26 protein-coding genes are annotated in these 26,310 nt (G+C 65.0%); 6 read left to right on the top strand and 20 right to left on the bottom strand.

Annotated elements, in window-relative coordinates:
* The 6 genes from ABD908_RS18800 to ABD908_RS18825 form a co-directional block, all read left to right on the top strand.
* Positions 1-1,485: alpha/beta fold hydrolase (locus ABD908_RS18800; protein ID WP_344998775.1), on the top strand; the 1,485-nt coding region annotated here is incomplete at its 5' end.
* Between the two features lie 69 nt (positions 1,486-1,554).
* Positions 1,555-2,817: a glycosyltransferase family 87 protein gene (locus ABD908_RS18805; protein WP_344998777.1), complete on the top strand. Its 1,263-nt coding sequence runs from the start codon at positions 1,555-1,557 to the stop codon at positions 2,815-2,817.
* Between the two features lie 9 nt (positions 2,818-2,826).
* Positions 2,827-3,252 (top strand): peptide-methionine (R)-S-oxide reductase MsrB, encoded by a 426-nt coding sequence (gene msrB, locus ABD908_RS18810; RefSeq protein WP_344998779.1) that lies wholly within the window; start codon positions 2,827-2,829, stop codon positions 3,250-3,252.
* A gap of 139 nt (positions 3,253-3,391) precedes the next feature.
* Complete coding sequence (locus ABD908_RS18815; RefSeq protein WP_344998781.1) at positions 3,392-4,231, top strand: tyrosine-type recombinase/integrase; 840 nt, start codon at positions 3,392-3,394, stop codon at positions 4,229-4,231.
* Between the two features lie 17 nt (positions 4,232-4,248).
* Positions 4,249-4,581, top strand: coding sequence for a histone-like nucleoid-structuring protein Lsr2 (locus tag ABD908_RS18820; protein ID WP_344998783.1), 333 nt, complete (start codon positions 4,249-4,251; stop codon positions 4,579-4,581).
* Positions 4,582-4,590: 9 nt separating this feature from the next.
* The gene (locus ABD908_RS18825; protein ID WP_344998785.1) at positions 4,591-5,010 is read left to right on the top strand and encodes a hypothetical protein; all 420 of its coding nucleotides are present in this window, start codon (positions 4,591-4,593) and stop codon (positions 5,008-5,010) included.
* Here ABD908_RS18825 and ABD908_RS18830 read toward each other — a convergent pair.
* From ABD908_RS18830 to ABD908_RS18925, 20 genes are all read right to left on the bottom strand, one after another.
* Positions 5,007-5,318, bottom strand: a complete 312-nt coding sequence (locus tag ABD908_RS18830; protein WP_344998788.1) for a hypothetical protein — start codon at positions 5,316-5,318, stop codon at positions 5,007-5,009. The two genes, ABD908_RS18825 and ABD908_RS18830, sit on opposite strands and share 4 nt — an antisense overlap.
* Positions 5,303-5,632 (bottom strand): hypothetical protein, encoded by a 330-nt coding sequence (locus ABD908_RS18835; protein ID WP_344998790.1) that lies wholly within the window; start codon positions 5,630-5,632, stop codon positions 5,303-5,305. The genes ABD908_RS18830 and ABD908_RS18835 overlap by 16 nt, the downstream gene beginning before the upstream one ends.
* A 1-nt stretch (position 5,633) precedes the next feature.
* The gene (locus ABD908_RS18840) at positions 5,634-6,002 is read right to left on the bottom strand and encodes an LtfC-like domain-containing protein (RefSeq protein WP_425584395.1); all 369 of its coding nucleotides are present in this window, start codon (positions 6,000-6,002) and stop codon (positions 5,634-5,636) included.
* Positions 6,002-6,391 (bottom strand): DUF2746 domain-containing protein, encoded by a 390-nt coding sequence (locus ABD908_RS18845; RefSeq protein WP_344998794.1) that lies wholly within the window; start codon positions 6,389-6,391, stop codon positions 6,002-6,004. The genes ABD908_RS18840 and ABD908_RS18845 overlap by 1 nt, the downstream gene beginning before the upstream one ends.
* Complete coding sequence (locus tag ABD908_RS18850; protein WP_344998796.1) at positions 6,391-6,612, bottom strand: holin; 222 nt, start codon at positions 6,610-6,612, stop codon at positions 6,391-6,393. The genes ABD908_RS18845 and ABD908_RS18850 overlap by 1 nt, the downstream gene beginning before the upstream one ends.
* The gene (locus tag ABD908_RS18855; protein WP_344998798.1) at positions 6,609-7,400 is read right to left on the bottom strand and encodes a hypothetical protein; all 792 of its coding nucleotides are present in this window, start codon (positions 7,398-7,400) and stop codon (positions 6,609-6,611) included. The genes ABD908_RS18850 and ABD908_RS18855 overlap by 4 nt, the downstream gene beginning before the upstream one ends.
* 52 nt (positions 7,401-7,452) lie before the next feature.
* Complete coding sequence (locus ABD908_RS18860) at positions 7,453-7,821, bottom strand: phage tail fiber protein (protein WP_344998800.1); 369 nt, start codon at positions 7,819-7,821, stop codon at positions 7,453-7,455.
* A 20-nt stretch (positions 7,822-7,841) separates the two neighbouring features.
* Positions 7,842-8,702 carry a glycine-rich domain-containing protein gene (locus ABD908_RS18865; RefSeq protein ID WP_344998802.1) on the bottom strand — a complete coding sequence of 287 codons (861 nt, stop codon included), beginning with the start codon at positions 8,700-8,702 and terminating at the stop codon, positions 7,842-7,844.
* Positions 8,699-10,951 carry a hypothetical protein gene (locus tag ABD908_RS18870; protein WP_344998804.1) on the bottom strand — a complete coding sequence of 751 codons (2,253 nt, stop codon included), beginning with the start codon at positions 10,949-10,951 and terminating at the stop codon, positions 8,699-8,701. The genes ABD908_RS18865 and ABD908_RS18870 overlap by 4 nt, the downstream gene beginning before the upstream one ends.
* Before the next feature lie 3 nt (positions 10,952-10,954).
* Entirely contained in the window at positions 10,955-11,455 is a 501-nt protein-coding gene (locus ABD908_RS18875; RefSeq protein ID WP_344998806.1) for a phage gene 29 protein family protein, read from the bottom strand.
* A gap of 65 nt (positions 11,456-11,520) precedes the next feature.
* A complete protein-coding gene (locus ABD908_RS18880) occupies positions 11,521-13,269 on the bottom strand; it encodes a Gp37-like protein (protein ID WP_344998808.1) in 1,749 nt (582 codons plus the stop codon).
* Positions 13,266-14,165, bottom strand: coding sequence for a hypothetical protein (locus ABD908_RS18885; protein WP_344998810.1), 900 nt, complete (start codon positions 14,163-14,165; stop codon positions 13,266-13,268). Before ABD908_RS18885 ends, ABD908_RS18880 begins: the two co-directional genes overlap by 4 nt.
* Before the next feature lie 68 nt (positions 14,166-14,233).
* On the bottom strand, positions 14,234-23,131 hold the full coding sequence (locus ABD908_RS18890) for an aggregation-promoting factor C-terminal-like domain-containing protein (protein WP_344998812.1): 8,898 nt from the start codon (positions 23,129-23,131) through the stop codon (positions 14,234-14,236).
* Between the two features lie 43 nt (positions 23,132-23,174).
* Complete coding sequence (locus ABD908_RS18895) at positions 23,175-23,468, bottom strand: hypothetical protein (RefSeq protein WP_344998814.1); 294 nt, start codon at positions 23,466-23,468, stop codon at positions 23,175-23,177.
* On the bottom strand, positions 23,465-23,833 hold the full coding sequence (locus ABD908_RS18900) for a hypothetical protein (RefSeq protein WP_344998816.1): 369 nt from the start codon (positions 23,831-23,833) through the stop codon (positions 23,465-23,467). Before ABD908_RS18900 ends, ABD908_RS18895 begins: the two co-directional genes overlap by 4 nt.
* Before the next feature lie 77 nt (positions 23,834-23,910).
* Entirely contained in the window at positions 23,911-24,213 is a 303-nt protein-coding gene (locus ABD908_RS18905) for a hypothetical protein (RefSeq protein WP_344998818.1), read from the bottom strand.
* A 67-nt stretch (positions 24,214-24,280) separates the two neighbouring features.
* A complete protein-coding gene (locus ABD908_RS18910; protein ID WP_344998820.1) occupies positions 24,281-24,955 on the bottom strand; it encodes a phage tail tube protein in 675 nt (224 codons plus the stop codon).
* Positions 24,956-24,986: 31 nt separating this feature from the next.
* A complete protein-coding gene (locus ABD908_RS18915; protein WP_385921260.1) occupies positions 24,987-25,493 on the bottom strand; it encodes a phage tail termination protein in 507 nt (168 codons plus the stop codon).
* The gene (locus tag ABD908_RS18920; RefSeq protein ID WP_344998824.1) at positions 25,490-25,834 is read right to left on the bottom strand and encodes a hypothetical protein; all 345 of its coding nucleotides are present in this window, start codon (positions 25,832-25,834) and stop codon (positions 25,490-25,492) included. Before ABD908_RS18920 ends, ABD908_RS18915 begins: the two co-directional genes overlap by 4 nt.
* On the bottom strand, positions 25,831-26,310 hold a 480-nt coding region (locus ABD908_RS18925), incomplete at its 5' end, for a hypothetical protein (protein ID WP_344998826.1). The genes ABD908_RS18920 and ABD908_RS18925, both read right to left, overlap by 4 nt.

The raw sequence follows: 26,310 nt of genomic DNA on the forward strand, positions 1-26,310 counted from the left end.
GCCGATGCGCCGCCGGCGTTCGTCACCGCGCTCGGTGGCCCGATCGCGGCACCGTCGTCGACGCCCGCGCCCGCCGCTCCCGCCTGGCGCGCCCCCGCCGACGGGTCGGTCGCCTGGACCGACTGCGGCGACGACCTCGCCCGCCAGTACGGGATGCCCGCGCCGACCGGAACCGTCACCGTCGAGTGCGCCACGATGCGGGTCGCCGTCGACCCGGCGGCGGCCGACAGCGACGAGATGACGCTGACGCTCACCCGAGCCAGCGCCGACGACACCCCGAAGGGCGCCGCCCCGCTGGTGCTGGTCGGCGGCACGGACCTGACCAGCCAGCGAGCGCTGCTGACGCTCACCGCTGCCGACGCGCCGCTGTTGCGCGGGCATCCGGTGGTCGCGGTCGAGCGGCGCGGGCTGGGCCCGTCGTCGACCGTCTCGTGTCTTCCGCCCACGGACGTCGCGGTGCTGCGGAACGCCGGCGCGGCGCCCGGCGCCTCCACCGCCGCGCGGATCGCGGCGCTCGGCAGCGCCTCCACCGACCTCACCAACGCGTGCGCGGACAAGCTGACCGGGGACCAGAGCATGTACACCGCGGCCGCGGCGGCGGCCGACCTGGAGGTGCTGCGCACCACGTGGTCGGTCCCGGCGCTGGCGCTGCTGTCCGTCGGCGACGGGTCGACGGTGGCGCTGGCGTACCTCGCGGCGCACCCGGAGCGGGTCGCGCGGCTCGTGCTCGACTCGCCGGTGCGCTACGACGGGACCTTCACCGACCGCACCGAGGACGCCGCGAAAGGCACCGCGGCCACCATGGCGAGCTTCGCGACGCAGTGCCGCGCGCTGGGCTGCGCCCTCGGCGACGACCCGGCGAAGGCCGTCGGTGACGTGTTCGCGAAGGCTGCCGCGGGCACCCTCGGCGGCGTCGGCGACGCCGAGCTGCTGCGGGCCGTGACCACCGAGCTCGCGATCTCCGCCGGGCCGACCAGCGACCGCATCACCACCCTCGCCGACGCGCTCGCGTCCGCCCGCACCGGCACCTTCGGGCCGCTGCAGGCATTGGTCGCGTCGGCCGACGCCACCGTCGGCTCGGACGGGCAGTACATCACCACCTGCTCCGACGCCGGGCAGAAACCCGCACCCGATCAGGTCGCCGCGGACGCGGCTGCGTGGGCGGAGAAGTACCCGTTCGGCGGCGGCGTGGCCGCGCTGAACATGGTCGGCTGCCAGGGGTGGCCGGCGGTCGAGCCACCCCCGGCGCCCAAGCGCGCGTTGGTGCCGACGATGGCGATGCTCGCGCTCAACGACCCACTCACGAACCCGTCGGCGATCGACGGTCTCGGCGGCGCCATCGCCATGGCCGGCACCCAGCTGGCCACGGTGAGCTGGGCCGGGATCGGCGAGGGCGCCGTGCTGCGCTCGGCCTGCGCGCAGCAGTCGCTCTCGCCGTACCTCGAGGACCTGGCCCAACCGACCACCTCGGCCTGCCCGGCATGACGGGGCTGCGGGCCGGGTCGCCAGCCCCGCCTCCCGGGCGCGGCCGGGGTGGCGCGGTACCGTTGCGCGGTGTCCGTCCCTGATACCGAGACCCGCACGTCGGTGAGCAGCGCGCTCGCGACGCTCAAGGCCGACCCGGCGACGATCGTGAAGGCGATCCTGTGGCCACTCGCGATCTGCACGATGGTGCAGCGGTTGATCATCCTGGTGCCCGACCGCGCGAAGACCGACGACTTCACGGCCGTTTACACCGCCGCCGTGAGGTTCCTCAATCACAAGCCGGTGTACGTCGAGAACTACGAGACCGTCAGCCCGCACTACCTGTACCCGCCGTCCGGAACGCTGCTGATGGCCCCGTTCGGGTTCTTCAACCCGGACCTCGCGCGCAACATCTTCGTCACCCTCAGCACGATCGCGCTGCTCATCGCGCTGTACATCATGATCCGCATGTTCGGGTTCGGGCTCGGATCCGCGGTGGCGCCCGTGGTGCTGTTCATCGCGTTCACCAGCGAGGCCGTCACCGACACGCTGGTGTTCACGAACTTCAACTGCTTCGTCCTGCTCGCCGAGGTCGCGACGATGGCGCTGCTGATGAAGAACAGGGCGCTGTGGGCCGGGATCCCGCTGGGCCTGGCGCTGGCGGTCAAGCCGCCCATGCTGGCGGTGCTGTTCCTGCCGATGCTGCTCAAGCGCAGCTGGCGGGCCGGGCTGATCGCGTCGATCGCGGTACCGTTCATCCTCCTGGCGGCGGGCATGGCGCTGGCCAAGGACAAGGGCAGCTTCTTCAAACGCACCCTCCCCTACCTGTTCCAGGCACGCGACTACTACAACAGCTCCATCGAGGGCAACGGCGTGGCGTTCGGCCTGCCCCCGTGGCTGATCCTGCTGCTGCGCGTGGTGCTGGGGGTGATGACGCTGGTGTCCGTGTATCTGCTGTGGCGCTACTACCGCGAGCGCAACGAGCTGCTGTACCTGTGCACCACCACCGGGCTGCTGCTCACCGCCGAGTTCCTACTGGGCTCGCTGGGCCAGGGCTACTACTCGATGCTGTTGTTCCCCATGCTGATGACCATCGTGTATCGGGCGTCGGTGATGGGCACGTGGCCGATCTGGCTGGCGGTGTACGGGTTCCTCTCATACGACTTCTGGGGGTCGCAGAAGTGGCTGGCGTTCGGCCGGTCCGCCTCCTTCCTCAAGTGCACGTACGGCTGGACACTGCTGCTGATCGTGCCGTTCTTCGTGCTGCTGTACCGGTACCTCGACGCGCGCGCCGAGGGCCGACTCGACGAGGGCATCGACCGCCCGCTGGCACCAGCCGGCACCGGTGGTTAGCGTGGATGCATGAGCGATCATGCATCCGTCCACCCCAAGCTCGAGTTGACCGATTCTCAGTGGCGAGCCAAGTTGACCCCGGCGGAGTACCGGGTGCTGCGGCAAGCGGGTACCGAGCCGGCGTTCGTGGGCGAGTACACCGACACCAAGACCGAGGGTGTGTACCGCTGCCGCGCGTGCAACGCCGAGCTGTTCCGCAGCGACTCGAAGTTCGAATCGCACTGCGGCTGGCCGTCGTTCTTCACGCCGCTGGCCGGCGACGCCGTGATCGAGCGGGTCGACGACTCGCTGGGCATGCGCCGCGTGGAGGTGCTGTGCGCCAACTGCGGCAGCCACCTGGGCCACGTCTTCTCCGGCGAGGGCTACCCCACCCCCACCGACCAGCGGTATTGCATCAACTCCATCAGTCTGGTGTTGGTTCCGAAGGCCGCTTAGACGGCCGCCGGGGAGTAGCCCTGTAGTTAGAAGACCGACATTGACGCGTCAAATGTCGAACAACCGCGCCCGAAGTCAACTACAGCTCGTAGTGTCGGCGCCCGTGAGCGCCTTACCAGGCGGTCAGTACGGGCTGAACGTGAGCCATCTCGACGCACACTGTCGCTGGATGATCCGAGCCGGACGAAGCGACCGCACGATCAAACTGCGTCGGCAGACGATGCAATATGTGCAAGACTTTATTCACCATGATCCATTCGCTGCCACCGAGGCCGAATTGGAAGACTGGCAAGACTCGCTTCCCGTTAGCGTGATTCGGAACTACACATCGCTGGTGCGCCCCTATTACGGGTGGATCCACGCTAAAGGTTACCGAGCCGACGACCCCGCGAAGCTCCTCGTGATGCCGCCGCCGCGTCGCGGCATTCCGCGTCCCATCGCCCTCGAAAGACTGGAGCTCGCACTGCGTACGGCGCGCCCACGCATTCTGCCGTGGCTGCTGCTTGCCGGCTTCGCGGGCATGAGAGCCAAGGAGATCGCCTACCTTCGCGTCGAAGACTTCGTAGTGGACTCGGGGTTCGTGATGATCCATCTCGTCCGGACCAAGGGTGAGCGGGAACGTGTCACAGCCTTCCCGAGGTGGTGCTGGGATCACATCGCACCCATGCTGCCCGAACACGGTCCGTGTTGGGCGCGCGAACGCGGATCCGGCGTCGTCACGCCGCAGCTCGTGTCTCAGCTGTGCAACGAGCACCTGCACTCGATAGGCTTTGCCGATACCCTCCACTCGCTGCGCCACTTCGCGGGAACCGAAGCGCTGGAGGCGACCGATAACCTGCGTCTCGTCCAAGAGTTCTTAGGCCACACCAGCCCGTCCACCACTGCGATCTACACCTCCGTCAGGCCACAACGCCTGGCGAAGATGGTGGATCTTCTTCCGGTGATCGACCTCTCGTCACCGTCGGTCGACGTTGCATGAGTGATAGGTTGCACGTCATGGCGAAGTCGCTAGAGGTGGTACTACGGGATGATCTCGACGGCAGCATCGCCACGCAGACCGTGCGCTTCGCGCTCGACGACACCACCTACGAGATCGACCTCAACGCCGAGAACGCCGCAGAACTGCGGCGGGATCTGGCTCGATGGATCAAGGTGGCGCGGGTCGAAGGCGCCCCCAAACCGAGGCGAGAGAAGAACCGCAACCCGAAGGCTCTCGGCGTCCCGTTCGCCGAGGTCCGCCAATGGGCACGTGAGAACGGTATCGAAGTCAGTGACACTGGCCGTATCTCGGTCCGTGTCCTCAAGGCGTATGACGACGCACACCCATGAGGAGGGATCATGACTTACCGCAAACCCCAGATCATCGTGCTCACCGTGTTCGCGGTAGGGCTCATCGCCTGGGTTCTGGTCGCGCGACTGGGGGGGAACTCACCGGAACCTCCGATGAGTTGGAGCGCCTTCAGTGCCAAGTATGCGGACATGAGCGCGACCGACTGCGGGTTCGAGGCGGGGATGCAGCCGTGCCTGGATAAGATCGACACTCAGATGCAGGACGCACAGAACGACATCAGAAACCTCTCCGGGTCACCAGATGTCGACCTCTTGCGCCTCAACATTCAGAAGTGGCTGGATGACTACACCACGGAGAAGACCGTATGCGCGAACAGTAATCGCGACGACGACTGTGATTACGCCGCTACCCAGCTGTCCACCGCACAGTCGTGGGTGCATCACTACCTCGCGGATGGACCGTCCTAGCTGCCACCGTGAAGGTCGTGAAGGGCCTCCTCCTCCAACTGGAGGACGTGTTCCATCTTCGACGCCGCCGCGCGGGAATCGCGACTGGAGACGAACGCCAGGATCGGCTGCGTCACACCACTGTAGATCGTCAGCCACAGCAGGAACAGGAAGTGCTGAGGGTCGAGGTTCGGCTTCCACACCTCGACGACGAATATGGTTATCGTAACTACGAACGTCTGCAGCACACCTGCAGCGCTCGCGAACCACGCTGCGAAGCCGTCCAATGTCCGGCCGAGCCATCGCGTGAGCATCAGCTGCCCTCCCATGCCGGGAGGAGGTCGGCGAGTCGGTATGTCCCGTCGTCGGGGATGGTGAACGGTAGCCACGGGCGGTAACCGTCCGTGAAGCTGCCGCCGGCGGCCGTGTAGATGTACGCCGAGGTGACCCAGACTTGAGCCATGTACTCGCCCGGTGGGATCTGCACCGTGAAGCCGCCGTCCACCAGCGGGACCGACTGCACCACCGATCCGACGACGGTCTTGGCTCCGTACTCGGGACTCCCGACGCCGCGGAGGAACACCTGCCCGAGGGGAACTTGCTCCCCCACGGGCAGGATGTAGGAGTCGTACAAGGTCGCCATGTCAGCTCCCGTACAGTTCGATGTGGAGCTTCTGCCAGGTGAGGCCGTAGAACACGGCGCACGTCCACGAGGGCCCGTCGGACGGGTCTGGGAGTACGACCTGGAGGACGTAGGTCAGGTCGTCGCCGACGGTGCTCACGGTGCCGACCGGCACGTGCCAGGACAGCACGCCGTCGGCGAGGGTGGCGTCCCATGCAAGGTCGGCGCCCTCCGGGTCGATGGTGACGGTCGCGGTCGTCCCTGCGGGCCACGTGGTTCCCACCCAGGTGGGGACGGTGCTGCGGCAGTCGTTCGGCGACAGGGTGAAGATCCAGTCCCCATCACCCAAGGTCAATTGACGATAAAGAGGGTTCAATCCCAAGCTGGACATCAGTCCACCTCCTGAGGGTGATGCTTGGCGATGACACGCTCCACGCGCGCCGACAGCTCATACGTGTCCTTGCGGAGGTCCACGAACTCGTCACGGTTGATCCGGACCTCGTCGCCTATCCGCGCCGTGCGGTGGTCGATGTCGGCCAGCTGCCGCAGGATCATCCGGACCTCGGAGAGGATCTTGTCGATGTCGTCACGCATGTTCGTCTCGTGCGTGTTCTTCACCTGATCCGCGACCGGACCGATGTGCTTCTGCACCAACTCCTGCGTCTGGCGACGCGCCACCCGGACGGTGACCAACGGCCCCACGACTGCGGAGACGACACCGAACAACCCCGCGAGGATGACGATGATGACGCCCCAGTAATCACTGGGCACGTTCGGCATCAGTCGGTGTCCTTGATGAAGCTCGCATTCCCGGTGACGTTGGAAGCGGCTACGGAGGTTATCAGCATCACGACCGCAGTCGACGCCGACAGTTCTAGATCGTGAACAACCGGGGCGTGGAACAGATCCACCGCGCCCGCGCCGAGAGTCGACAGGAACGCTGCGGCAGCGGCCACGACAGATCGCTCCAGGGCGCTGATCCAGAACTTCTTCGTGTTCACGACGCCGCCTTCGTGTCGCTGGTGTTCGGGACGCCGACCTTCGCCGCGGTCGCCGCCGCCAGGTCGTACAGCGTGCGACCGCCGCCCTCGGGCCAGCCGTTGAAGTTCGACGCCCCCGCGAGCTGCTGCAGGATCAGCTCCACGTTCGCCGCGAGCTGCTGCAACAGGGCTGCCTGTTCCGGTGTCATGTCATCCCCTCCTACGCCGCACGCGGCGGCGAACTGTTCGGCGGTCTGGTTGTCCGCCACATTCATGTCGCACGCCCCGAACGGGGCGCACATGTACGGGAGTCCTTGGCCGTAATCGCCTTGGCCATCGGTGTACTGGTGCGCGATCTGCCCCGGGAGCTGCGGATTCGATCCGTAGCCCGCGCCGATGGTGCCGCCGATCTGCGGCAGCCGTGTGGAGTAGGACGCCCACATGGTGTAGAAGTCACCACGGTTGGCGTACAAGACGACCCGCTTGTAGTCGCCGGTCCATCCGGCCATCAGGTCGATCATCCCGTCGACCGCTGTGGTCTCGTCCATGTCCGGGTTGCCGCCCGACTCCAGGTCGACCATCAGGATCACTTTGGGGTGCAGGCCACCATTGGCGTCGATCTGCGCTTGCATAGTCTGGAAGGTGGCCGCGATGTCGGTACGCCAGTAGCAGTAGACGATGCCGCAGGTGAGTTTTCCGCTGTCGAGCGCGGCGCGCATCCAGGTGTAGTTCTGCGCGAAGCGGTGGTCTTCGTAGGTGCCGTCGTTCGAGCGGATACTCAGGATCTGGTACGGGTACGAATCATCCACTGGTACTTGAAATTCCGAAATGTCTGCGAAAAATGTGCCCATGCTTAGTCTCTCAGCTGACGGTGATGGTTCCGGCGGGGATGGTGACGCGCCCGGCGGGGTTGATGGTGATGCCGGATCCGGGCAGCAGGGCTACCGCTGTGACGGTGCCCCCGGTGCTGGCCGTGTTGAGGGCGACGTAGGTGACGGTGAGTGCGGGGCACTGGAACGTCGCCGAACTCGCGGTGTCCACTCCCCCCGTGCCCGCGGTGAACGAGATCAGCTGCCGCGCATACGCTCCGGAGTCGCCGCTGCCGGACACCTCCGATGTGGCTGCGGATCCGATGGTGGGGGCTGCGGTGTGCAGCGACATGTACTTTCCGGTGTTGGAGGCGATACCGTTCGCTGCGGCCTGCAGGTCCGATGCTTGAAAGTTGGACATGCGGATTCCCTTCTAGGAGATCATGATTGGCGGAACACGAGCCAGCAGGCACCTGCCGCACCGGAGCCGCCGTTCTGGAACGCGCCGCCGCCAGCACCGCCACCGCCGGGGGCGTTACCTGCGGCTGCTGCTGTGGACTGGCTTGCCGACCCGGTGATGACCTGCCCGGTCGCCGGGACGGTGTAGTTCCCGGAGCCGAGGCCTGTCTGGCTGCTGTTGGCTCCGGTTCCTCCTGCGCCGCTGACGCTTCCGCCGGTCCACGATGCGGAGGTGGCCGTGCCGGATGCGCCTGTGTTGCTGCTGCTGCCTACGCCGCCTGCGCCGACGGTGAGGGTGATGGTGGTCGGGGAGGCGGTGAGACCACGGCTGATGGTGGTGGCGTTGAACGTTCCCGGCTGGCCGCCGTCGCCGTTGATGAATCCGCCTGCCGCACCGGCTTGTCCGCCGCCGATAACGATCACGTCGATGTAGACGGCCCAGAAGGGGATCTGGATGGTTTGACTGGTGGTGTATTCGGTGGTCGTCGCGCTGGTGGTCGGGTAGGTCGCGGTGGCCGAGAACACAGCTGTCGCGGTGATGTTCGGCTGAATGGACGGGTAGCCCGTGCCGTAGCCGGACGCGGTGAACGTCGCTGTGGCTGCGAGCGCTGCTGCGGTGGCGTAGGCGTCCGGGTACCCGGTGCAGGTGAACTGCGCTGTCGCGGTGGCGTTTGCTGGGCTGAACGAGATCGGATACCCCGCAGCGGTGAACACGGCTGTGGCGTCGAACTCCACGTCGGGGGCGTTGCGCCACCCCACCGACGGTGTGGCGCTAGGGCTCGAGGAACCCCACCCGAGCAGCGACCCCAATGTGGCAGCGGTACCGCCCCACCCTTGGGTCACTGGTAGACCGCCGTTATGAGGACTGCGCCTGGTGCGCCCGCACCACCACCACCACCACCACCACCACCACTAGCACCACCCCCACCACCACCGGCGCCGCCGCCCGGGGCTGCCGCTGCGCCACCCGTGCCGCCGGAGCCGAGCCATGTGCCGGCGCCGCCGCCGCCCGCGCCGCTCGCCCCGACGAGCTGCCCGTTGACGACGCCGCCTGCGGCACCTGGCGATCCGGGGGAGCCTGCCCCGGTGATGTTTCCGGCGCCACCGGCGCCACCAGCGCCAGCGGGTGATGGACTGCCGGGCGCACCTTTGTTGGCGAGAGCCGCGGCCGACGCGGTGCCGATGACAGATGCGTTGCTTGTGCCGCTCCCGGAGTTGACGAGCGTGGTCGTCGTGATGAGCTGACCGGAGCCGAGTTGACCGCCGCCGCCTCCTGCGGAGGGGGCAAGTGGGCAGCCGGTGGCGATCGGCTGCGTCCATGCGATCGCGACACCGGCGGCCGGGGACGACAGGAGGGTTGTGCTGCCGTTGGCTACCGATGACGCGCCACCGGCGCCGCCGCCCGAGGTTCCCGCCGCTCCGACGACGACTGTCAGGACGCCGCCGATCCCGCCGACCTGCGCAGAAGACAATGACTGGAACGCGAATCCGCCCGGCAAGCCACCTGCGCCAGGCTGTGCACCGGAACCGTTGGGGGCGCCGGGACTGCCCCCGATCACAGTGACGTCGACCCGAACCAGAGTAGTTGTTCCAGCCGGTGCCGCCGGAATCGTGCACGACGCCGTACCCGCGGTCGAAAAGTACTGCTGCACCTCCTGCGTGGAGCCGACGCTGAGTGTCGTCACGGAGGAGTGGATCGCGGTCGTGGACGTGGTGGCCGCGGTGCTGGCGGTGTTTGTCACCCCGAGGAGCGCCGAGAACAGAGATGCCAGCCCCGCAACAGGATTCGACGCCCCGGTGGTCGCGGCCTGCACCACCGAGACGACGTTGCTCACGTCCGTGCTCACAGTCGACAGCGACGACCCCAACGCGGCGGCCACCGCCGACGGCGTCAGACCCGAGCCGATCACACCGAACTCGTTGCCGATCTCATCCAACGTCGACTGCGCCTGCGAGATCACCCCCGGCAGACCGTTCACCACACTCGTGGGGATCAAGCTCGTGTTGCCCAGGTAGGCGTCGTCCCACCACACCTGCCCTGCCGTGCAAGCAGACTGGATGACCAACTCCAACTGCACGTGATCCACCGATGCGGGAACCGTGTACGTGCCCGCCAACTGCACCCAGCCACCGGACGCCGCCGGGGAAGTCTCCGCCTGCAAGGTGGTGGTCGAGACCTGCGTGCCATCCGAGATCGCGGCCATCCGCAGCTCGAAGCAGTCCCCCGAACCCGCAACACCCGACCACTGCACCCAAATGCTTGCTGCCATACCCTGACCCGGGGCCACAGCCACCGCCGGGGTGTTCGGCAGCACCTTCGTCGTGCCGTCACCCGTCGCTGTCACCGACCCCAGCGAGTCATGCCCCACCGTGCCGTCCCACGACCACACGCCCTCCCCGTCAAGGGAAGTCGCCGAATCGAACGACGGATTGGTGAGCAGGTTCGGCTGCGTGAGGCTTGAGAAGTCCGCGATAGCCGTAGCAGGAACCGACGTCAACCGCGACGGATCGATAGGACCCCCAAGATTGGACAGGGCGTTGGTCAGGAACGACGCCAGGTCCGATGTACTGCCCGAGGACCCGGTAACCCCCGAGACCAACGTCGCAACGTCACCCGACGTCGCGGTAGCGGTGCTCGAAGCTGTACTCGCAGTGGAGAACAGATTCGTCAAAGCTGTGTATGCGCCCTCGAAATCGGATTCGACCGTGGCTACAGTCCCCGATGCCCCGTTCTCGATGGCTGTCACCAGGTTGGTGACATCGTCCCCGAGGCCGTCGACCCAATCCTCCAGATCCGTCCACATCGCTGCGGCGCCCGAACCCGCAGTAACGGAACCGTTGAGGATCCCGATGAAGTTCGCCACCACATCCACGACCGTCTGGAAGCCTCCGAGGAACGTGTCCACCAGGATGTTGTTGGTGTTGTTCCAGGCCGGGGAGTTCTGGACGTAGTTCGTCTTGAACCAGTCGGTGATGAAGTCCTGTGTCCACGTGTCCAATGCCGAGAACGCGTTACCGCCGTTACCGGTAGTTCCCGTCACCGCGAAACTCTCCGTCGGGAGGGCTACAAACGCGGCGGCCGGGAAGGTCATGGCCTACTCCTTCTTCTGGCGGTCCTTCACCAAGGACTGGAGGAAACGGATCTGCTTGTCGATGACGTCCGGGTCGATGGAGGACAGCATCTTGTTGCGGTCCGCCGGTGTTGCATTGCGGATCGCCTGGTACAGCTCGGGCTTGAGGTCTTTCAGTAGTTCCAGGGCTTCCTCTTCGAACTCCTCCGACAGTTGCGGGGTGTCCTGGGATTCGAGGAACTTCTCGTACTCGTCGCGTTCCACCCAGCGGCCCGGGTCTTGGATTCCGAGTCGCTGCTTGAGTGGGATCTTCCACACGGTGGCGAGGTCCGGGTGGTATCGGAATCCGGCCTTCCATGCCAGTTCCGATGCCCATTCCAGGAGTTGCACGGGGATGGGTATCGGGAACGGGATCTTGGAGTTCGGAGGGGGTGGGATCGCGGCGAGGTACCAGGCCATGAACCGCTTCGGGTTCTCGATGTCCTCTTGTAGGGCGTATGGACTTATCGGCTTGCCGCCGGACATTGGATTCCCCCCGGAACTATGTTCGTACCCTTTAAGGATATCGGTGAGGTTCCGGTTTCAGTTAGCTACGATAAGAGGTGCACGCCCTCGTTGGCGATCAGATCCATCGCCTTCGACACCAGCTCGGCCTGCCGCTCGGCCGCCGTCTTGCTGGCCTTCCCCTCACCGATCACCGTCTCGTAGGTGTGTTGGCTGTCTGCGGTGATGTCCCAGGCCAGGGTGATCTTCTCGACCTGGCTTATGAGGATGTACCCGTACAGGTATTCCATCGTGACACCCACACGTTGGCCGATCGAATACTGCAAACCGGGGTAGTATGGTCCACCGCAGCCGTACTGCACCTGCTGCGTCGTGAGTGCCTTGGTCGCCTCGAACCCCGCACGCAATGCCTGTATGCCCGCAAGGGACCAGACGTTGGACTCCGCGCCCTGCTGATAGGTCTCATAGAGGTGAGCCCACCCCAAGTTCTGGGTTCGTGAGACGTTCTTCCACTCGATCCAAGCGAGAACAGTCCCCTGAATGAACGGCATGATGATCGACGCAGCGATATCTCCCGCCGACGAGAAACCACCCAACAGCAGATACCCGAGGATGTCGCCCGTAGCCTCGATAGCCAGGTTGATCGCCTGATCCGCGTACTGGTTGTCGCCGCCGACGATGACGGTGCACGCGGTCGCCGGTGAATACGTCAACTGGCCCGTCTGCACCTGACTCCACGGGGAATCCCGGATCACCAACCACGGGGTCGCGGGAACAGTCCAGGAGGTGCCGAAGATGTACCCGGCGAGTTCGGTCACCGCGCCCGGCTGGTAGTACTCGTCCGGGTAGATGTATTCGTCGTCCGAGACGAGTTCGGACCCGTTCTCCACGAATCCGTCGCCCCATGTGGCGATGGTGCGCACGAAGCCGCCGAAGATACCACCCGTGGTGGGCGTGCCGCTGCCGGTGTAGAACCCGGACTGGTCCACCACCTGCAGCATGACGGCGCCGTTCTTGCAGGTGGACACGTAGTCGATGCCGTAATCCGCCGGCGTCTCTCCGTCGACGGTGAGGCAGCGACGGTACACCAAGACCTGCTGGGAGTCCTCCAAGGCGTCGGCTATGACGGTGGACATCTTCGCCATGCGTGTGGCGAGGATCGTCCACAGGGAGGTGTCCTCCAGTAGCGGCGGGCAACTGATGAGTACCTGCCAGTTCTGTGGGTTGGCGTCCTCCCACCAGTCGGGGAGGTCGAACGGGTCATCGGGCACTTGTAGCCAGTTGGATTCGACGCGCATCAGCTGGATCAGCAGGAAGACGCTGATGCCCCAGCAGGAGGGTCCGAAATACGGGAGTACGCGCGGGAATTGGAATATGTCGATGGGCAGCGCGGGGTTCGGCGCGCCCAGCAGGAAGTCGATGTACTGAAGGTCATCGATGAAAGTGACGTCCAGGTAGTACACCCCTGACTGATCCTTTACGATCTGCCAGTGGTGCATCAACCCCGACCACCGATTAGCGCCACCCATCGTGTCCACCGTGATGACCACGTTCTGCGGATTCGACGTGGTGGGCAGGTTTATCAACCACTGCGCCACATAGTGATTCGCCCGAAGACGGATCGAACCCGTACCCGGCTTGTTCTTCAGCGTCGGGAAGTTGCCCTGGATGGAATCCGTCACCACCCCCTGCAACACCAACCCCAGGTTCTCGTCCAATGTCGGGTTCGGGTCCGACGTCCAGAACCGGATGAACGGAGCCGCCGCCGCGAGACTCGAATGCAGATCCCTGATATCCCAGCAATCCGACTGCACCGCAGCGAAATCGAACGTCATCGCACCGACCCCCACGGACGGGAATGCCACTGCTGCTGAATCAACTGCGCATACCCCACAGAGGTCGTGTCACCCGAATCCGGCTGCCACGACACAGGAACCGCGCCACCCGTGTGCGGAGCGACCGGGTACATCAAGCACTGGCCGTTGGTGCGCGCCTGCACCAATGAACCGCTCTGCGACACAATGGGCTCCACATCGGGACGAGAAGTCACCGAGACGTTCTCGCCTGCTTGCAGATCCGGCAGAGTCCACGTGCGTTCCGCGTCCTGCGCCGCGCGGCCGTAGATGTTCTGGCCCCACGAGAAGTCCGGCAACGTCCACGTCCCCGGCGCGGACAGAACCCACTCCAGCCACATCTCCGAATCCGTCGGGTTGTACACGTCGATCACCTGCGTACTCCCCGCACCCGCAGGGAAAGTCATATCCGTGGTGGTCAGATCCCCGATGTAGTAGGGGATCTCAGCCGCCACAGTCATCACATAGGTGGACTGGGCGTAGCAGTGCGGGTCGTAACCCTCCCACTGAGCGGTCTGCGCCGCCTTCGGCTCCTCCAACAAACGGACCCCGAGAGTCCTCTTACCGTCGGAGGTCGTGACCACCAGAGTGGATTCGTTCAGGTAGTCCCACGCCATGCGCCAGCGGGACTCGATCTGATGCCACTCGTCGGGATCGTTGGTGTCCGTGCCGATCTGGACGGTGAACACCATGTCCCGGCGCTGCGCCTGCTTGCTCTGGTACTGCTGCCCGAAGGCGTAAGGCACCCAGTACGTCTTCATCGGCATGTCGTAGAAGCCGGTCGGCTTGACACCCAACAGGGCGCCCTGCTCGCCGGAGATCAGATCCCAACTGCTGCCGTCGCATCCCTCCAACAGGATGCTTACGTAGTCGCTCATCGCTCCCCCAAGCCGTGAGCCGAAAACACCACCGCCCCAATAGGAACCGGTGTAGCTTCGTGTGAATGTCAGTAGGTGTTGAAGGCCGCGGCCTGCACCTGCTGCGTGTACCGCTCCTGGCGGCGCATCAAGTCGTCCAAGTCCTGCACGTGGACGTTCTCCATGTGGACACCTGTGGTCTGCGTGACCGTCGGCTTCTGCTGATGCTGCACCACCTGCTGCTGCACCGCCGTCGACTGACGCTGCTGCAACTGCATGTTCTGGTTGTCCTGGAACATCTGCTGCACACTCGCCAGCGAGCCGCCGCCGAGACCGAACGAACTACCCACGGTTCCGGCGAGCTGCTGCACCGCGTTGGACGCCAAGTCGATACCCAGCGACCCTGCGCCCGTGAGCATGTCGGTAGCCTTACCGGCCCCCACACCGGCAGCGGCACCCCCGGCTGCCGGTGTGACCGCACCCCCGATAGCCATCGTGGCGGCCGACCCGAGGCTGCTGAGCGCACTCTTGCCCCATCCGGCGACACCGTTGACGACGGCACCGAGAACCCCACCGTGGTCGTTGGCGTCCGCGTCCGGACCGACCTTCGACTTACCCTGCGGCGTGTCGGGCTTGTCCGTCCCGCTGTCCTGGGATCCGGTCATCACCCCGTTGAGCGGACTCATCGCCTGCTGCGGGCGCTCCAGCTTGACCTTGTTCGTATCCGGGTCGACGTAGTGCTGCAAGGCATCCCACTGCTTCGGATTGAAAACAGGTTCAGGCTTCCCGGTGTCGTTGTGCACCAGTGTGGTTCCAGGCTGGAGGTACCCTCCGTTGTCGTAGGAGTGGGCCGACTGCCAGTGCGTCCATGCCGTCGCCGGGTCACCGTACGTGTCGTGGATGTACGACATGATCGCCTCACCCTGCGCATACGGGTCGAGGCTCTTGCTCGGCAGGTACTTCTCCAGCGTCCCGGACGGGTTCAGCTGCCCGAGCCCGAAGCATCCGATACTGTTCGTCACCCCCGGCTGCCAACTGGACTCGTTGTTGATGATGTTGACGACGTCCTGCCACTGGTCGTCCGAGTAGCCCGCGTTATGGAATGCCGTATAGACGGCGTTGTACATGGCCTGCGTGCCGCCGTTGTAGTTGGCGGACGGTGCCGTGAGGGTGGCCCCGGACGGTGCGCCCCCACCATCCCCTCCTCCGAGAGAGGGAATAGTGATCCCCGTCAGGGCCGTCTCGCCGGGCACCGGGGCCAGAAGTGCGTTCGTCTGCGCCGTTCCAGGCTCCCCTGTGCCTACGTTCCCGGTGTTGTCGAACCCGTTCGTGCCCGTCGACGGACCCCATGCGCTCCATGCGCTTGTCGCCGTCTTCTGGATAGCTTGGTTCCAGCTGTTGTTCGAGGACAGGATCGAGTTGTCCAACCCGAAGAAGTCCAGCACGAAGTTGCCGGCATTCTCCAGTTCGCCGCCGAGGAACTGGCTCGGTGTCATTCCCGTGTATGCCGGAAGGTTCGGGTTCCCCATGAGGTTCCCCAGTCCGGCGGTGGTGAGCGACGGCAACCCGAATGACGGGGTGAACATCCCGTTCGCCTGCGGCACGCCGGTTCCGGGCGTGGAAGTGGGAGTAACCGCCGGGGTAGCCGGTGTGCTCGAGAGTGGAATCGTCAGATTGCCGCCCGCAGCACCAGGGATGCCGCCCCCGGCAGTCGCCGGAGGCGCGGCGCTCGGCAGCTTCGTGTGCACCTCAGGAGTGGCCTTCGGCTTCGCCGGAACTCCCGTGTACGCCTTCGGAACCGGGTTCGTTGCAGGAACAGCGGTGGGCACACTCGATGTCGGCGTGCCGACCGAGTTGCCGCCCGTGTAGTAGCCGGAATCCGTCGAGGTGGTGGTGCTCGGGTTCAGGAAGGAACCCTGCGGGAAGAAGAAGTCCCCGATCACGCTCCCGATGCGACCCAAGCCGCCGTTGAACGACAGGCCGCTCGCGTCGAGAGTCGCCTTCGATCCCGCGCCGACGCCGCCACCCGAAGGCTGCCCCGTGAAGCCGGAACCCGTCAGCCCGGACTGCTCAGGCACCGGAACTCCAGTGCTGGCGAACTGCGTCTGCTCGTAGCCGTAAGAATCCGAGTTGTGCTGCTGCTGAGCCGCTTCCACCATGTTCGAGTTGTCCCCGGCGTGCTTGGCGTAGATCGCCTGCATCTCCGCAGTCAGCGCGTTGATCTGCTTCGTCTGCTCATCCGTCGGGGTGTTGTTCTGTACCAGCGCATACACGTCGTCGAGCTGCTGCTGAATGGTGGCGATGGTCGCCAGGTCCGGGTTGGAGGCGTCCGCCTTCTCCAACGCGGCGAGCTGCGACTGGCTGGCCGACTGCATCTGCTGCAGCTGCCCGACAGTGCTCCCACTGGTGGTCATCGCGCCGCCCGCGGTATCGGCACCGCCCCCCGCGGGAGTTCCCGTCGTCCCCGAAGGGGTGGCCCACGGGGCATCGGCGGCGATGTGCACCATCGACGCTTCGCTCGCCTCCGTGTCCGCGCCGTACGCCGTCGCAATCGCGGCCTGGTCACTGTTGGGAATGCTGCCCGCGGCACGACCGAAGCTCGGCAGCACGGTCTTTCCGTTCAGGATCTGATTGTCTCCGGGGTGGATAAGTTGCGCCGTGTCGTTCGGGTGGTTGGCGAACACCCATTCGGCGACCTCGTCCAGGGGGCCTGTGACGTCGATCGCCATGCGTAGCGGGTGATATCCGCCGTCGTCGTTGTGGGCGTTGATGGTCGACCCACCTGCCGTGTCGGCGGCCAGTAGGGTCGCGGATGGGATCGCCGTCTTGACGGCCGTCCATAGCGACAGGTTGACGGTTCCACCATCCATCGCCTGAAGCTCGTCCGCGGTGGGCTGATAGACACCCCCCGTGCCAGACTGTCCGGCGGTGACCGGACCGCCGGAGGCGCGCTTGAGCGCATCCTTCGGGACCGCCATCGAGTTGATGGCGTGCATGGCCTCGGGACCGTAGTAGTCCACCGCAGCGGCCTTGTGAACGAACTCGCCATCCGACAACCAGGCCGGGATGGAATCAGAGGTGGACGTGCCGGCGCCCGCCACAGGTCCACCCCCAGCCAGAGCCGGGAGCGCACCGCTGGACAGTAGCTTCTGCTGAGCGGGGCTGAGATTCAGCCCGGGGGTAGGTACCGCCTGCGGGGCCTGCGCAGCGCCGACCGTGTTTCCGGCGATCGCGGCACCCTCGGTGTTGGGTGCCGTCCAGAGATGCATCTGCCCGTCCGTGCCGCGATAGGCGATAGACAACGCGTCCATCGTCACGCCCACGTTGGCGGTCTTTCCGTTCAACTGATTGAGCGTCGTCGCGACGTTGCTCAGCTCAGAGAGAGCCGTGGCCGTCTGCGGATCCACTCCCGGCTGGGCGATGTACGCATTGAGCGCAGTCAGTTGATCGCTGGTGAGCTTCCCCTTGGTGAGGAAGTCGGTGATGTCCGCCTGGATAGCGGGGTCGGTGACCTTCCCGTTGATGGCATCGAGGTCGTTGTCGGCCTGCATGTACTTGCTGGTGAAGTCATCGATGTTCAGGTCCGCGTGCGGTTCAGCCTTCAGCTGATCGAGCTCCTGGTCACGGCTCGCCACCCCGTCGATCGCTTCGACCGCCGCTTCGGTGTCGGCATGGATGACCACATACCCAGGCTTGGATGTCGTGTCCTCCACAACGCCCTGAAGGTTCTTCAGCTCATCCTGCACGCCGGCGTCGGCGATCTTGACTGGCAGCGTCACCCCATAGGTGCCGTCCGAGTTCTCGTTCCCGAACAGATCCCCGGCGACGGCCTGTAGGTTCGCCTCCGTCGAATCCTCACCGGCCACATGCAGCTGGAATAGAACCTGCCGATTGAATCCGACCTTGTCGATGATCGTCTTCGCCTGGTCGGCGCTCACCCCGAGATTGGTGAGCTGCTGGGTCATCAGGGCGACGTCGTGGTCGTACTGAGCGTCCGTCAGAGCACCGGCCTGCGCCATGCCCGAAAGGGCTGTCTGCATCTGCTGGAACTGACCCAGGAGGGCTGCACCGTTGGCCGTTGTGGCGTTCAGGCTGCCGTTGGCATTGACGAGCTGCGCACCGGACCCTTGACCGGCCTGGACCCCCTGGCCGAGGTTGCGCTCCGCCTGTCCTAGCGCGCTCTGAGCCGCGCTCGGGTCCGTCTGGCCCGACTTCTGTCCAGCGGCGACCTTCAATGCGTTGGTCAGAGCCGTCTGCTTATCGGCAGCCGAAGCCGTGTTGTCAGCGAGGGTTCCCATCGCTGTAGCCATGTCCTGCACGCCAGGCGTGACCGTCTCCGCAGCAGACTGAAGCCCGAGCCACTGAGTGCGCGCATCCTGGAAGTGCTGAGCCAGAAGCGCGCCGCCGCTCGAAAGGGTATTGGTCTGCGCGATCAGCGATTTGAAATCTGCTTCGGAGCCGGTAAGCATCGACGTGATCTCGTCGTCGCTGTACTTCTTGCCCAACTCATCCAGTCCGGCGACCTCAGCGGCACCATCGGCGCCTTCCCGGTTCTCGGTGCGGTCCCGGTCGACCTGCTGGTTAGCGTAAGAGTTCAGTCCGAAGTTGCCGTACTTGAGGAAGTACCGACCCGCCGTCATGGCCCCGTCGGGATGCTGATCCTTATCCGAATCAGCTTCCGCGCGGATCGACGTCACCAATCCGTCGGCGGTCTGCGCCACCTCGGGGGTGTCGACACCTGAGGTGGCGTCCAGGGCGTCCTTCAGTTTCCTGAGGGACTGTGTGCGCTCATCGGTGGCTTGCTTCGCCTCCTGCTGAGCCTGCACCTCATGCCCGTGGGCCGCGACCAGTTCACCGATCGCGACGGTGACACCGACGACGGCGATCCCGAAGATACCGGCCGGCCCGAGCATCGTGGCCAGTCCTGAGAACCCGGAGCTGACAGCCTCCATCGCACCGGACGCCAGGCCCGACATCTCGGTGCCGACGTTCTTCAGCGCGCCGACGACCGTGGGAGCTTCACGCTCAACCCCCTGCTCAGCCGCAGTGATGCCGCCGAACTCGGACGCGATTCCGTCGGAGAATCCTCCACCCACAGCATCGTTCACGGCGCCCTGAGCGAGTCCTGGCGACAGCGCCGAACCGAGTTCCGAGAACGCCGTACGGATTCCCGCGGTGGACTCCTCCACCTGCGTACGCACCGTTCCCAACCCCGACGCGAAGTTGGAGAACGCGCTGTTCGCCTTCTGTAGCGCCGTCTCACCTTCGGTGGAGAGGGAGGTGAACAGGGTTCCCAGTGGATTGAGGATCGGGCTGATCTGCTTACCCAGGTAGATCAGAGACAATGCGAGCGCTGTCTGCTCCGGGAACGCGCCCATGATCTTGAAGATGTCCGAGATGTAGCCGAGAGTGCCGGTCAGGTACGGCGCCAGGTCCTCCAGCACCGGCTCCAAACCCTGCACCGATTGGAAGAACGACGTCAGCGCACCCGAGTTGTCCTCCAGCACATGACCGACGCCTGAGAACAGCTTCCCAATGACACCCGTCGCGGCCTCGGCAGGCTTCTCCATCTGCTCGAAGAAGCCCGGCATCCCCTCGAAAGCGTGCGTCAGCTGAGACTCCAGCTGCGCACCCAGATCCCCGAACACCCCCGAACTGCCCGAGATGCCGGTGCCCAACGCGGACAGCATCTTCCCGAGACCCGGGCCGTCCGCAATGGTGAGGTTGGTGACCGCGTTCGTCACACCCGAGAGAAGATTCGGAAGCCCGCTGGCCGTATCACCAACGGAGGTCAGGTACTTGAGGAACGTCCCGTTCTGCGCGTTCGCCGTGAACTGCTTGTCCAGGGACTGCAATGCAGTCAGGACGGTTCCGTTGATCGTCCCCGCCAGAGTCGTCAGACCGAACTCGGTCGACGGCAACAGATCATCCGACAGGGACTGCAGCTCGCCAGCACTCCCGGCGAACATGGTGTTCTGGGTTTCCTGCTGCGCTCCGTGCCACTGCTCACGCAACGGCGTCCCCGGCAGCAGTTCATCGACCAGATCACGGGCGTTCGGCGCGAGACGCTTAAGCTCCGCGTTCAGCTCGTTCTGATACCGATCACCACTACCGCCGCCGCTGCTGCTACCTGTGTCGGTCTTCGCCTCGTTGAGGGTGCGGATCGCCTTCTGGAGGTTGTACTCGGCGTCCGACTCCTTCGTCAGAGCATCCGCTATCCCCTTATCAGCCTTCTCGACCTTCGGGTTACCGGTGATCCCCTCCCGCTGGACCGTCTGGTTCTCCTGCTGGGTCTGCTGGTCCTTCTCCTGGTACTCCACCAAGCCCTGCTGGCCGGTCTCCACCTGAAGGGCCGCGCGCTGCAAATCCAGACCGGATGCCTGACCGTGCTGGTACTCGTAGAGAACCTTCGCGTAGTTCTGCTTGTCCTCGGCGAGGTCGATCGCCTTACCTTCGAGCCCGAGCTTCGAGTCGACGGCCTTGTTCGCCCAGTCCTGCATCGCCTCCGACGCATCCTGAATGGCGGTCTGCTGCGTCTGGTATGCGGTGGTGACGTCATCGGTGGCGGACTTGAGGTTGTTCTGCGCCGTCTCCACCGAGTGTTCGGCATCGGAGATCCTGTCGGCACGTTCCTGGGCCGACTCCCCACCACCGCCGCCACCGCTGCCGTCCTCGGCGATACCGCGCTTGTCGAGCGTCGCCTCATGAAGGGCCGAGAACACGGACCCCACACCAGTGAAACCGACAGCGAACGTGCCGCCGATACCCGCAAGGGCGCCTGCCGCTGCACCGGCCATCCCGACCAGACCCGCGAGCTCCGACACAACCCCGGCGATACCAGCAGTGAGCGCCCCGAACTGTGCTGCATCACCGATGGCCCCCACCGCAGCGGACGCACTGTCGGCAGCCGATTCCAACGCCGACAGCTCGTCCTGGGCGTCGTCGTCATCTACCTTGAGGCGGATCGGGTCCGCTCCGGCCTCGGCGCGCAACGCATTGATCTTCGCCAACGCCTCATCGACCCGAGCGTCCACATTCAGCTCGGACCTCATCGGCTCCGCTGACACCTCGGCGCGGACAGCGTTGATCTCCTCCAACGCCTTAGCCGTCTCCACCTCGACCTCGGCCGGGGTGAAGCGCGCCCACTCCGCCTTCAGCGCAGCCATCTGCGCCTCGGCTTCGGTGGGCACCACCTCGGGTACAACCTTGACGGTCTGCACCTTCAGTGGATCAAGACCCGCCGCCTGACGCATCACATTCTCGTCGGCGAGCTGGCTCTTGAGACGCTTACCGCTGTCCTCCACGAGCTTCGAGACGGTCCCCGTGCCCTCGTCGGCGTCCTGGAACCCCTTCTCCAAACCCTCCCGGGCAGCATCCACATCCGCGGCCGCGCGCTGGCGGCCGATAGCCTCCAGGTCCGCCTGACCACCCGACCCCGAGCGCGCGGACGGTCGAGCGAACTTGACCGGGCCCTCCCCAAGGGCCTCCGAGTAGATGTTCGCCTCGTCCTGGAGGCGCTTCTGAGCCGCTTTCGTGTCCGCAACAAGGGAGCTGCCCTCGGACAACTGACCGTACGCGCCCTGGGTGCCCGCGAGGCGTGAGCGCAACTCGTCCGGGGACAGTCCCGCCGCCTGCTCACGGAGGGCGTTCAGGGACTTCTCGTCATCGGTGAAGTCCCTACGCGGCTTGATCGGCAGTTGCTTCTGCGCGATACGCTCCGCGTTGATGGGGTCGAGGATCTGCTTGATGGCGTCCGCCGGGTTCTCCTGCGGACGCACCTCGTCCAGTCCGGCGCCACGAAGAATGCTGTTGATCTTCGCGAACGCCGCATCGAGGCCCGTGACGCTCTGCTCGGCGCGCTCGGCCTCATCGGCTACATCTTCGACCTCGGCATCCAGATCCTGGATGTCGTCAGAAGGTTCGGTACGCCGGGAACGGCGCCCCTTACGTGGGGCGCCTTCCTCCTCGGAGACGGTGATCTTCGACTGACGGTCGCGGGCGATACGATCCAGCTCGGCCTCGACCTTGTCGCCGCCCACCACCTCAGGGGTGATGGGCGCAACATGCGGTTGCTGCGCCTCAACGGCACGCGCATCCGAATCGGCCTTGGCGGCTTCATCGACGACCGGAGCCACAGAAGGTTCGGGAGCCTCCACAGGCTCGACCGCCGGGGCTGCCGATTGCGCGGCCTGCGCCGCACGCACGGCGTCGAAACGTGCCTGCGCGTCGGAGACGGACGGCCCGTCGTACGACCCCTCCCACGCGATCGCGTGCGCATCATGGGCACCGATGGGCACCCCCGCACTCCGAGCGCGGTCGGTGAGCACCTTGCGGTTCTCATCCTCTACAGCGTCGAATCCACGGTCATTGCTATAGAGGCCCTGTATTGCACTGTCGACCTCGCCACGACTGAACTCAGGAGGCAACGCTTCGCGGACATCGGCCAACGCGAGGTAACCCCCATCGGGGCGCGCCTGCGAATATATCTCCCGGATATGGGCCTGCAGCAACGCTAGACGCGCTTCGGCTTCTGCTGTCGACAGTTCCACATCACCGTGGACCACGACGGGCCGGGACTCCATGTCCGCTATTTCGGCGTCCGCCACCGCCGTGTCGACACGCGTCTCGATGACGGACTCGCGCGGCTTCTCCGCAGTCTCATCCAAGTCGGCGGAAGCTTCGTCGGCGCCTTCCACGACCGGCTTGATCGGTGCTTCGCGTTCGTGTGCGACCTCATCGACCTCGGCGTCAGCCTCTTCCACGCCGTCGACACGCAAAAGAATGCGGACCTCATGTCCGCTGGCTTCCTCTACTGCACCCTCTACCTGTCCAAGGAACTCGGAGAGATCCGCGAGAACCGTGATCTCCAGGTCGTTGACGCCGCCCTTGAGGGCTTCCAATTGATCGTTGGCATCCTGCACGAAATCCTGGAAGTTCGCCAGTACACGCAGTTGGGCTGTACCGACGATGTTGTCGTCTCCGGCCACGCCACACCCCCTAAGTCGTCAAAACAGATGGGAAGGGGGAGAGTCAGGTCGGGTTGGACACATCGATCAAGCCTGGGGCGATACGCGCAAGCACCAACTCCAGGAGTTCCTTCGACAGCACAGCCGGCAGGTCCAGGATGTAGTCCACCGCCTCATCGCCGATGAGGGCGCGCAGATTGTCGATCAGCGACGAACCCTTCGGGACCGTAGCCAATCTCAGTGCTGTACGCCCCGAGGGTGTAGGGATGAAGATGTCCTTGGTCAGCTGCACCCCCTCGACCTGTGGGGTCTCCACGCGTGCGCGGGCCTCATCTTCCAGGGTGGCGAACTCGGTCATCGGATCCTGCCTCTCGGGGCTTTCTTGGTGGTGAAACTCGGTGTGCTGTTACGTGTGAGTGCAGCCGCGTTGTGGCGGCTGACGCGGCGGGAACGTTCGGAGCGACGACGCTCCACCTCCGATTCGGGGCGCGGGAGCTTCACCTTCGCCCCGCCGGACGCGGCGATGACCTCTGTCATCTGAGTCAACGTCTCCCGCAGCCAGTTCCAGTCACGCAACGCGGGCGCCCCAGGCTTTGCCGGAGGTAGCTTCAGCATCGCCTCCACGGTGTCGGGGTCGTCCAACATCGCTGCGTAGTAGTCGGTTCCGGGCCCCAGACGGTCCTTGAAGCGATAGAACTCGCGCCAGTCCTTCTTCCCAGCCATCCAATCCATCGCCCTGAGGCCACGGAGATGCACCTGGAAGTCGTATTCGAGCGCGGGCCAGAACTTCTCGACGAGCGTCAGGAGCCCTGGGATCCCCCCTCGACTTCACCTGCTCCGTTGCCGAAGACGAACTCTTCGAACGCTTTCCAGAACAAGGGCCACAGTCGATGATCCCGGGACATGAAGAAGTCCCAGACCTCCTGGAAGTCTCCACCCAGGAGGGCCTTGTACTGCTCCTGGCGTGTGGCTGCGGCGGCATAGTCGAGTAGCTGCTGCCCGGTGGGAATCGGGACGGTGAGCTTGCGCTCCTCGTCCAGATCCAGCTCGAACTCACGGGGTGGGACCTCGGCACGGAGGGCGGAGAACCTGTGGGCGGTCACGGAGAAACCTTTCCAATGTGGGCGCAGGGGCGTCCTCTTTCTGGGGACGCCCCTGCGCCAGTTGGTATTACGAACCCTCGACGAACCCGGCAGCCGTGTTGGTGGCCTGCACACCGGGGCCACCCGCACCGGTGATGAGAAATTCGCCGAGGGTGTCGTCCGTGTACGCGGTGAACGTCACCGGCATCAGGAGCGCCTCACTCATCGACAGCGACTGCGCCGACTGCTTGGTCACCATGGCCTTCGGGAAGATCCAGTACGGGAACCGGTAACCCTGACCGCTGGTGATGTCCTGGCCGACGATGATGAGCGAGTAGTAATTCACCTCCGGAGTGGCAGACTTGGCGATCTGCCACTCGCCGGTCGTCGGATCCACGGTCACCGATGCCTTGTCGACATCCCAGTAGAGGGCCGCGCCGATCTCGGTCCACTCCTGGATGGAGAACTCGGCGGTCACCGACATGGCGGTATTCACCGAACCGCGGGGCACGATCGAGCCGTAGCCCAGGATGTCGTTGGTCTTCTTGTCCGGCGTGATCTTGATACCGGCCTTCTGGTCCAGCTCACCAAGCGACTGCCAACCCATCGGCAGCGGCAGGAGATCACCCTGCGCATCGGTCGTGATGGCTGTAGGGCACGCGCCCTGGACCCACGGCGCCGCGATGACGCACGCATCACCGGGAACCATGTACAGCTCGTTGTTCGTGTTCTTCAGAGTCGCGATGTTCGATTCACCGGTCACTGGTACACACCCCCCCAGGTGTAGTTAGGAATCAGAGAGTTGCGACGACCTGCTGGTAGTTCGGAAGCGTCGGCCTCCGGATCGTCACAAGGAATGTCGAGACGACGATGCGTTCATCGAAGTCCACGGGAATGTCGACCTCCGGACCCTGTGCGTCCTCCACGCACACGATCACCGCCGCTCGACCGGGCTCTGATTGATCGCTCATCGGGTACGTCACCTCATACGAGTTGCGGACCGCGGTGAGCATCTGTCGACAGAACTCCGACACCTGCATCGCATCCGCACGGTTGCTCGCCGTGACGATCTGCTGAACGTGTACTGACTCCTTGTACAGATCCGCTGCCTGACCGAACAGGCGCCGGTACCGTACAAGAGGTTCGCCGTCGTCGCCCACGAGCTTCGTTGCGTCGCGGGGCATCCACGACACCGCCCGCGGGGACGGTGTGCACAGATCCAGGAGCGGCTGCATGTAGTAGGTGACAGTCTTCTCGGCGTCGAGATAGCCACCTTTGTAGAAGTCCGGGAAGACGATCACAGGCTGGCCCCCTTGAGGGCTTGGATGACCTGCGGCCAGTCTCCGATGCCGCTACGCTTCCGGACATACGCTTCGTGTGCCATCGCATACTCGCGACCCGAACCGGGTTCGGTGTTGTATGTCAGAGCGGCCACCCAGCGGTCATTCCTGCGTCCGCCTTGGATGATCGAGATCCGGCCCGAGTGCGACAGGTTCCCCGTCTTGTGGGCCACCCTTGCGGCGTAGAGAAACTGCGCCTGCACCGCGATATCGAGGACCGCATCGGTACACTCCGGGCTCATCAACCACTCGGCGATACCGACATTCGTGTACTCACGCGGGATGTCGACGGAAGTAATCACGGCGCCTTCCCTGCAGCCTTGAACTTGACGACCACGCCGGCTCGCCACCGCTGCGGCCGACCCTGCACCCGGAACACACCCGGCTCACCGGGAACATCCAGGTGATCGGAGGCGAGAACGTCTTCGTTGGTGCGGCAGTACAGCGTCCCGGTCACCGTGTCGGTGGACCCGTAGTCGTACTGCGACGATGTGTCATCCCACTCCAACAATCCACAGATGGTGTGGGAGAACCGAATCCCTCCATCCAGCGGATCACCGAACGGGTCGACGTCACTGAGTTCTCTCAGTACGCCCACCTCAATCAGAGGCCCCGTGAGTCCGTCGTCCCCGAACAGATCATCGAGGTCCACTAGCCTCGATCTTTCGTGAGGGGCACGCGTCGGCCTGATCGGTTTCGGATTGCTGTTTCTGGCGCGGTTCGCGCGGGTTGGGCATGGTGTGGTGGCCCGGTGTCGCCGGGTGGCGTCGGGTTCCAC

It is taken from the genome of Tsukamurella soli (assembly GCF_039541155.1).
Taxonomy (GTDB): domain Bacteria; phylum Actinomycetota; class Actinomycetes; order Mycobacteriales; family Mycobacteriaceae; genus Tsukamurella; species Tsukamurella soli.

Bases quoted from the DNA above. Each gene is read 5' to 3' on its own strand.
- msrB (WP_344998779.1), top strand. From the start codon at position 2,827: ATGAGCGATCATGCATCCGTCCACCCCAAGCTCGAGTTGACCGATTCT.
- ABD908_RS18820 (WP_344998783.1), top strand. From the start codon at position 4,249: ATGGCGAAGTCGCTAGAGGTGGTACTACGGGATGATCTCGACGGCAGC.
- ABD908_RS18825 (WP_344998785.1), top strand. From the start codon at position 4,591: ATGACTTACCGCAAACCCCAGATCATCGTGCTCACCGTGTTCGCGGTA.
- ABD908_RS18830 (WP_344998788.1), bottom strand. From the start codon at position 5,318: ATGGGAGGGCAGCTGATGCTCACGCGATGGCTCGGCCGGACATTGGAC.
- ABD908_RS18835 (WP_344998790.1), bottom strand. From the start codon at position 5,632: ATGGCGACCTTGTACGACTCCTACATCCTGCCCGTGGGGGAGCAAGTT.
- ABD908_RS18840 (WP_425584395.1), bottom strand. From the start codon at position 6,002: ATGTCCAGCTTGGGATTGAACCCTCTTTATCGTCAATTGACCTTGGGT.
- ABD908_RS18845 (WP_344998794.1), bottom strand. From the start codon at position 6,391: ATGCCGAACGTGCCCAGTGATTACTGGGGCGTCATCATCGTCATCCTC.
- ABD908_RS18860 (WP_344998800.1), bottom strand. From the start codon at position 7,821: ATGTCCAACTTTCAAGCATCGGACCTGCAGGCCGCAGCGAACGGTATC.
- ABD908_RS18870 (WP_344998804.1), bottom strand. From the start codon at position 10,951: ATGACCTTCCCGGCCGCCGCGTTTGTAGCCCTCCCGACGGAGAGTTTC.
- ABD908_RS18875 (WP_344998806.1), bottom strand. From the start codon at position 11,455: ATGTCCGGCGGCAAGCCGATAAGTCCATACGCCCTACAAGAGGACATC.
- ABD908_RS18880 (WP_344998808.1), bottom strand. From the start codon at position 13,269: ATGACGTTCGATTTCGCTGCGGTGCAGTCGGATTGCTGGGATATCAGG.
- ABD908_RS18885 (WP_344998810.1), bottom strand. From the start codon at position 14,165: ATGAGCGACTACGTAAGCATCCTGTTGGAGGGATGCGACGGCAGCAGT.
- ABD908_RS18895 (WP_344998814.1), bottom strand. From the start codon at position 23,468: ATGACCGAGTTCGCCACCCTGGAAGATGAGGCCCGCGCACGCGTGGAG.
- ABD908_RS18900 (WP_344998816.1), bottom strand. From the start codon at position 23,833: ATGGCTGGGAAGAAGGACTGGCGCGAGTTCTATCGCTTCAAGGACCGT.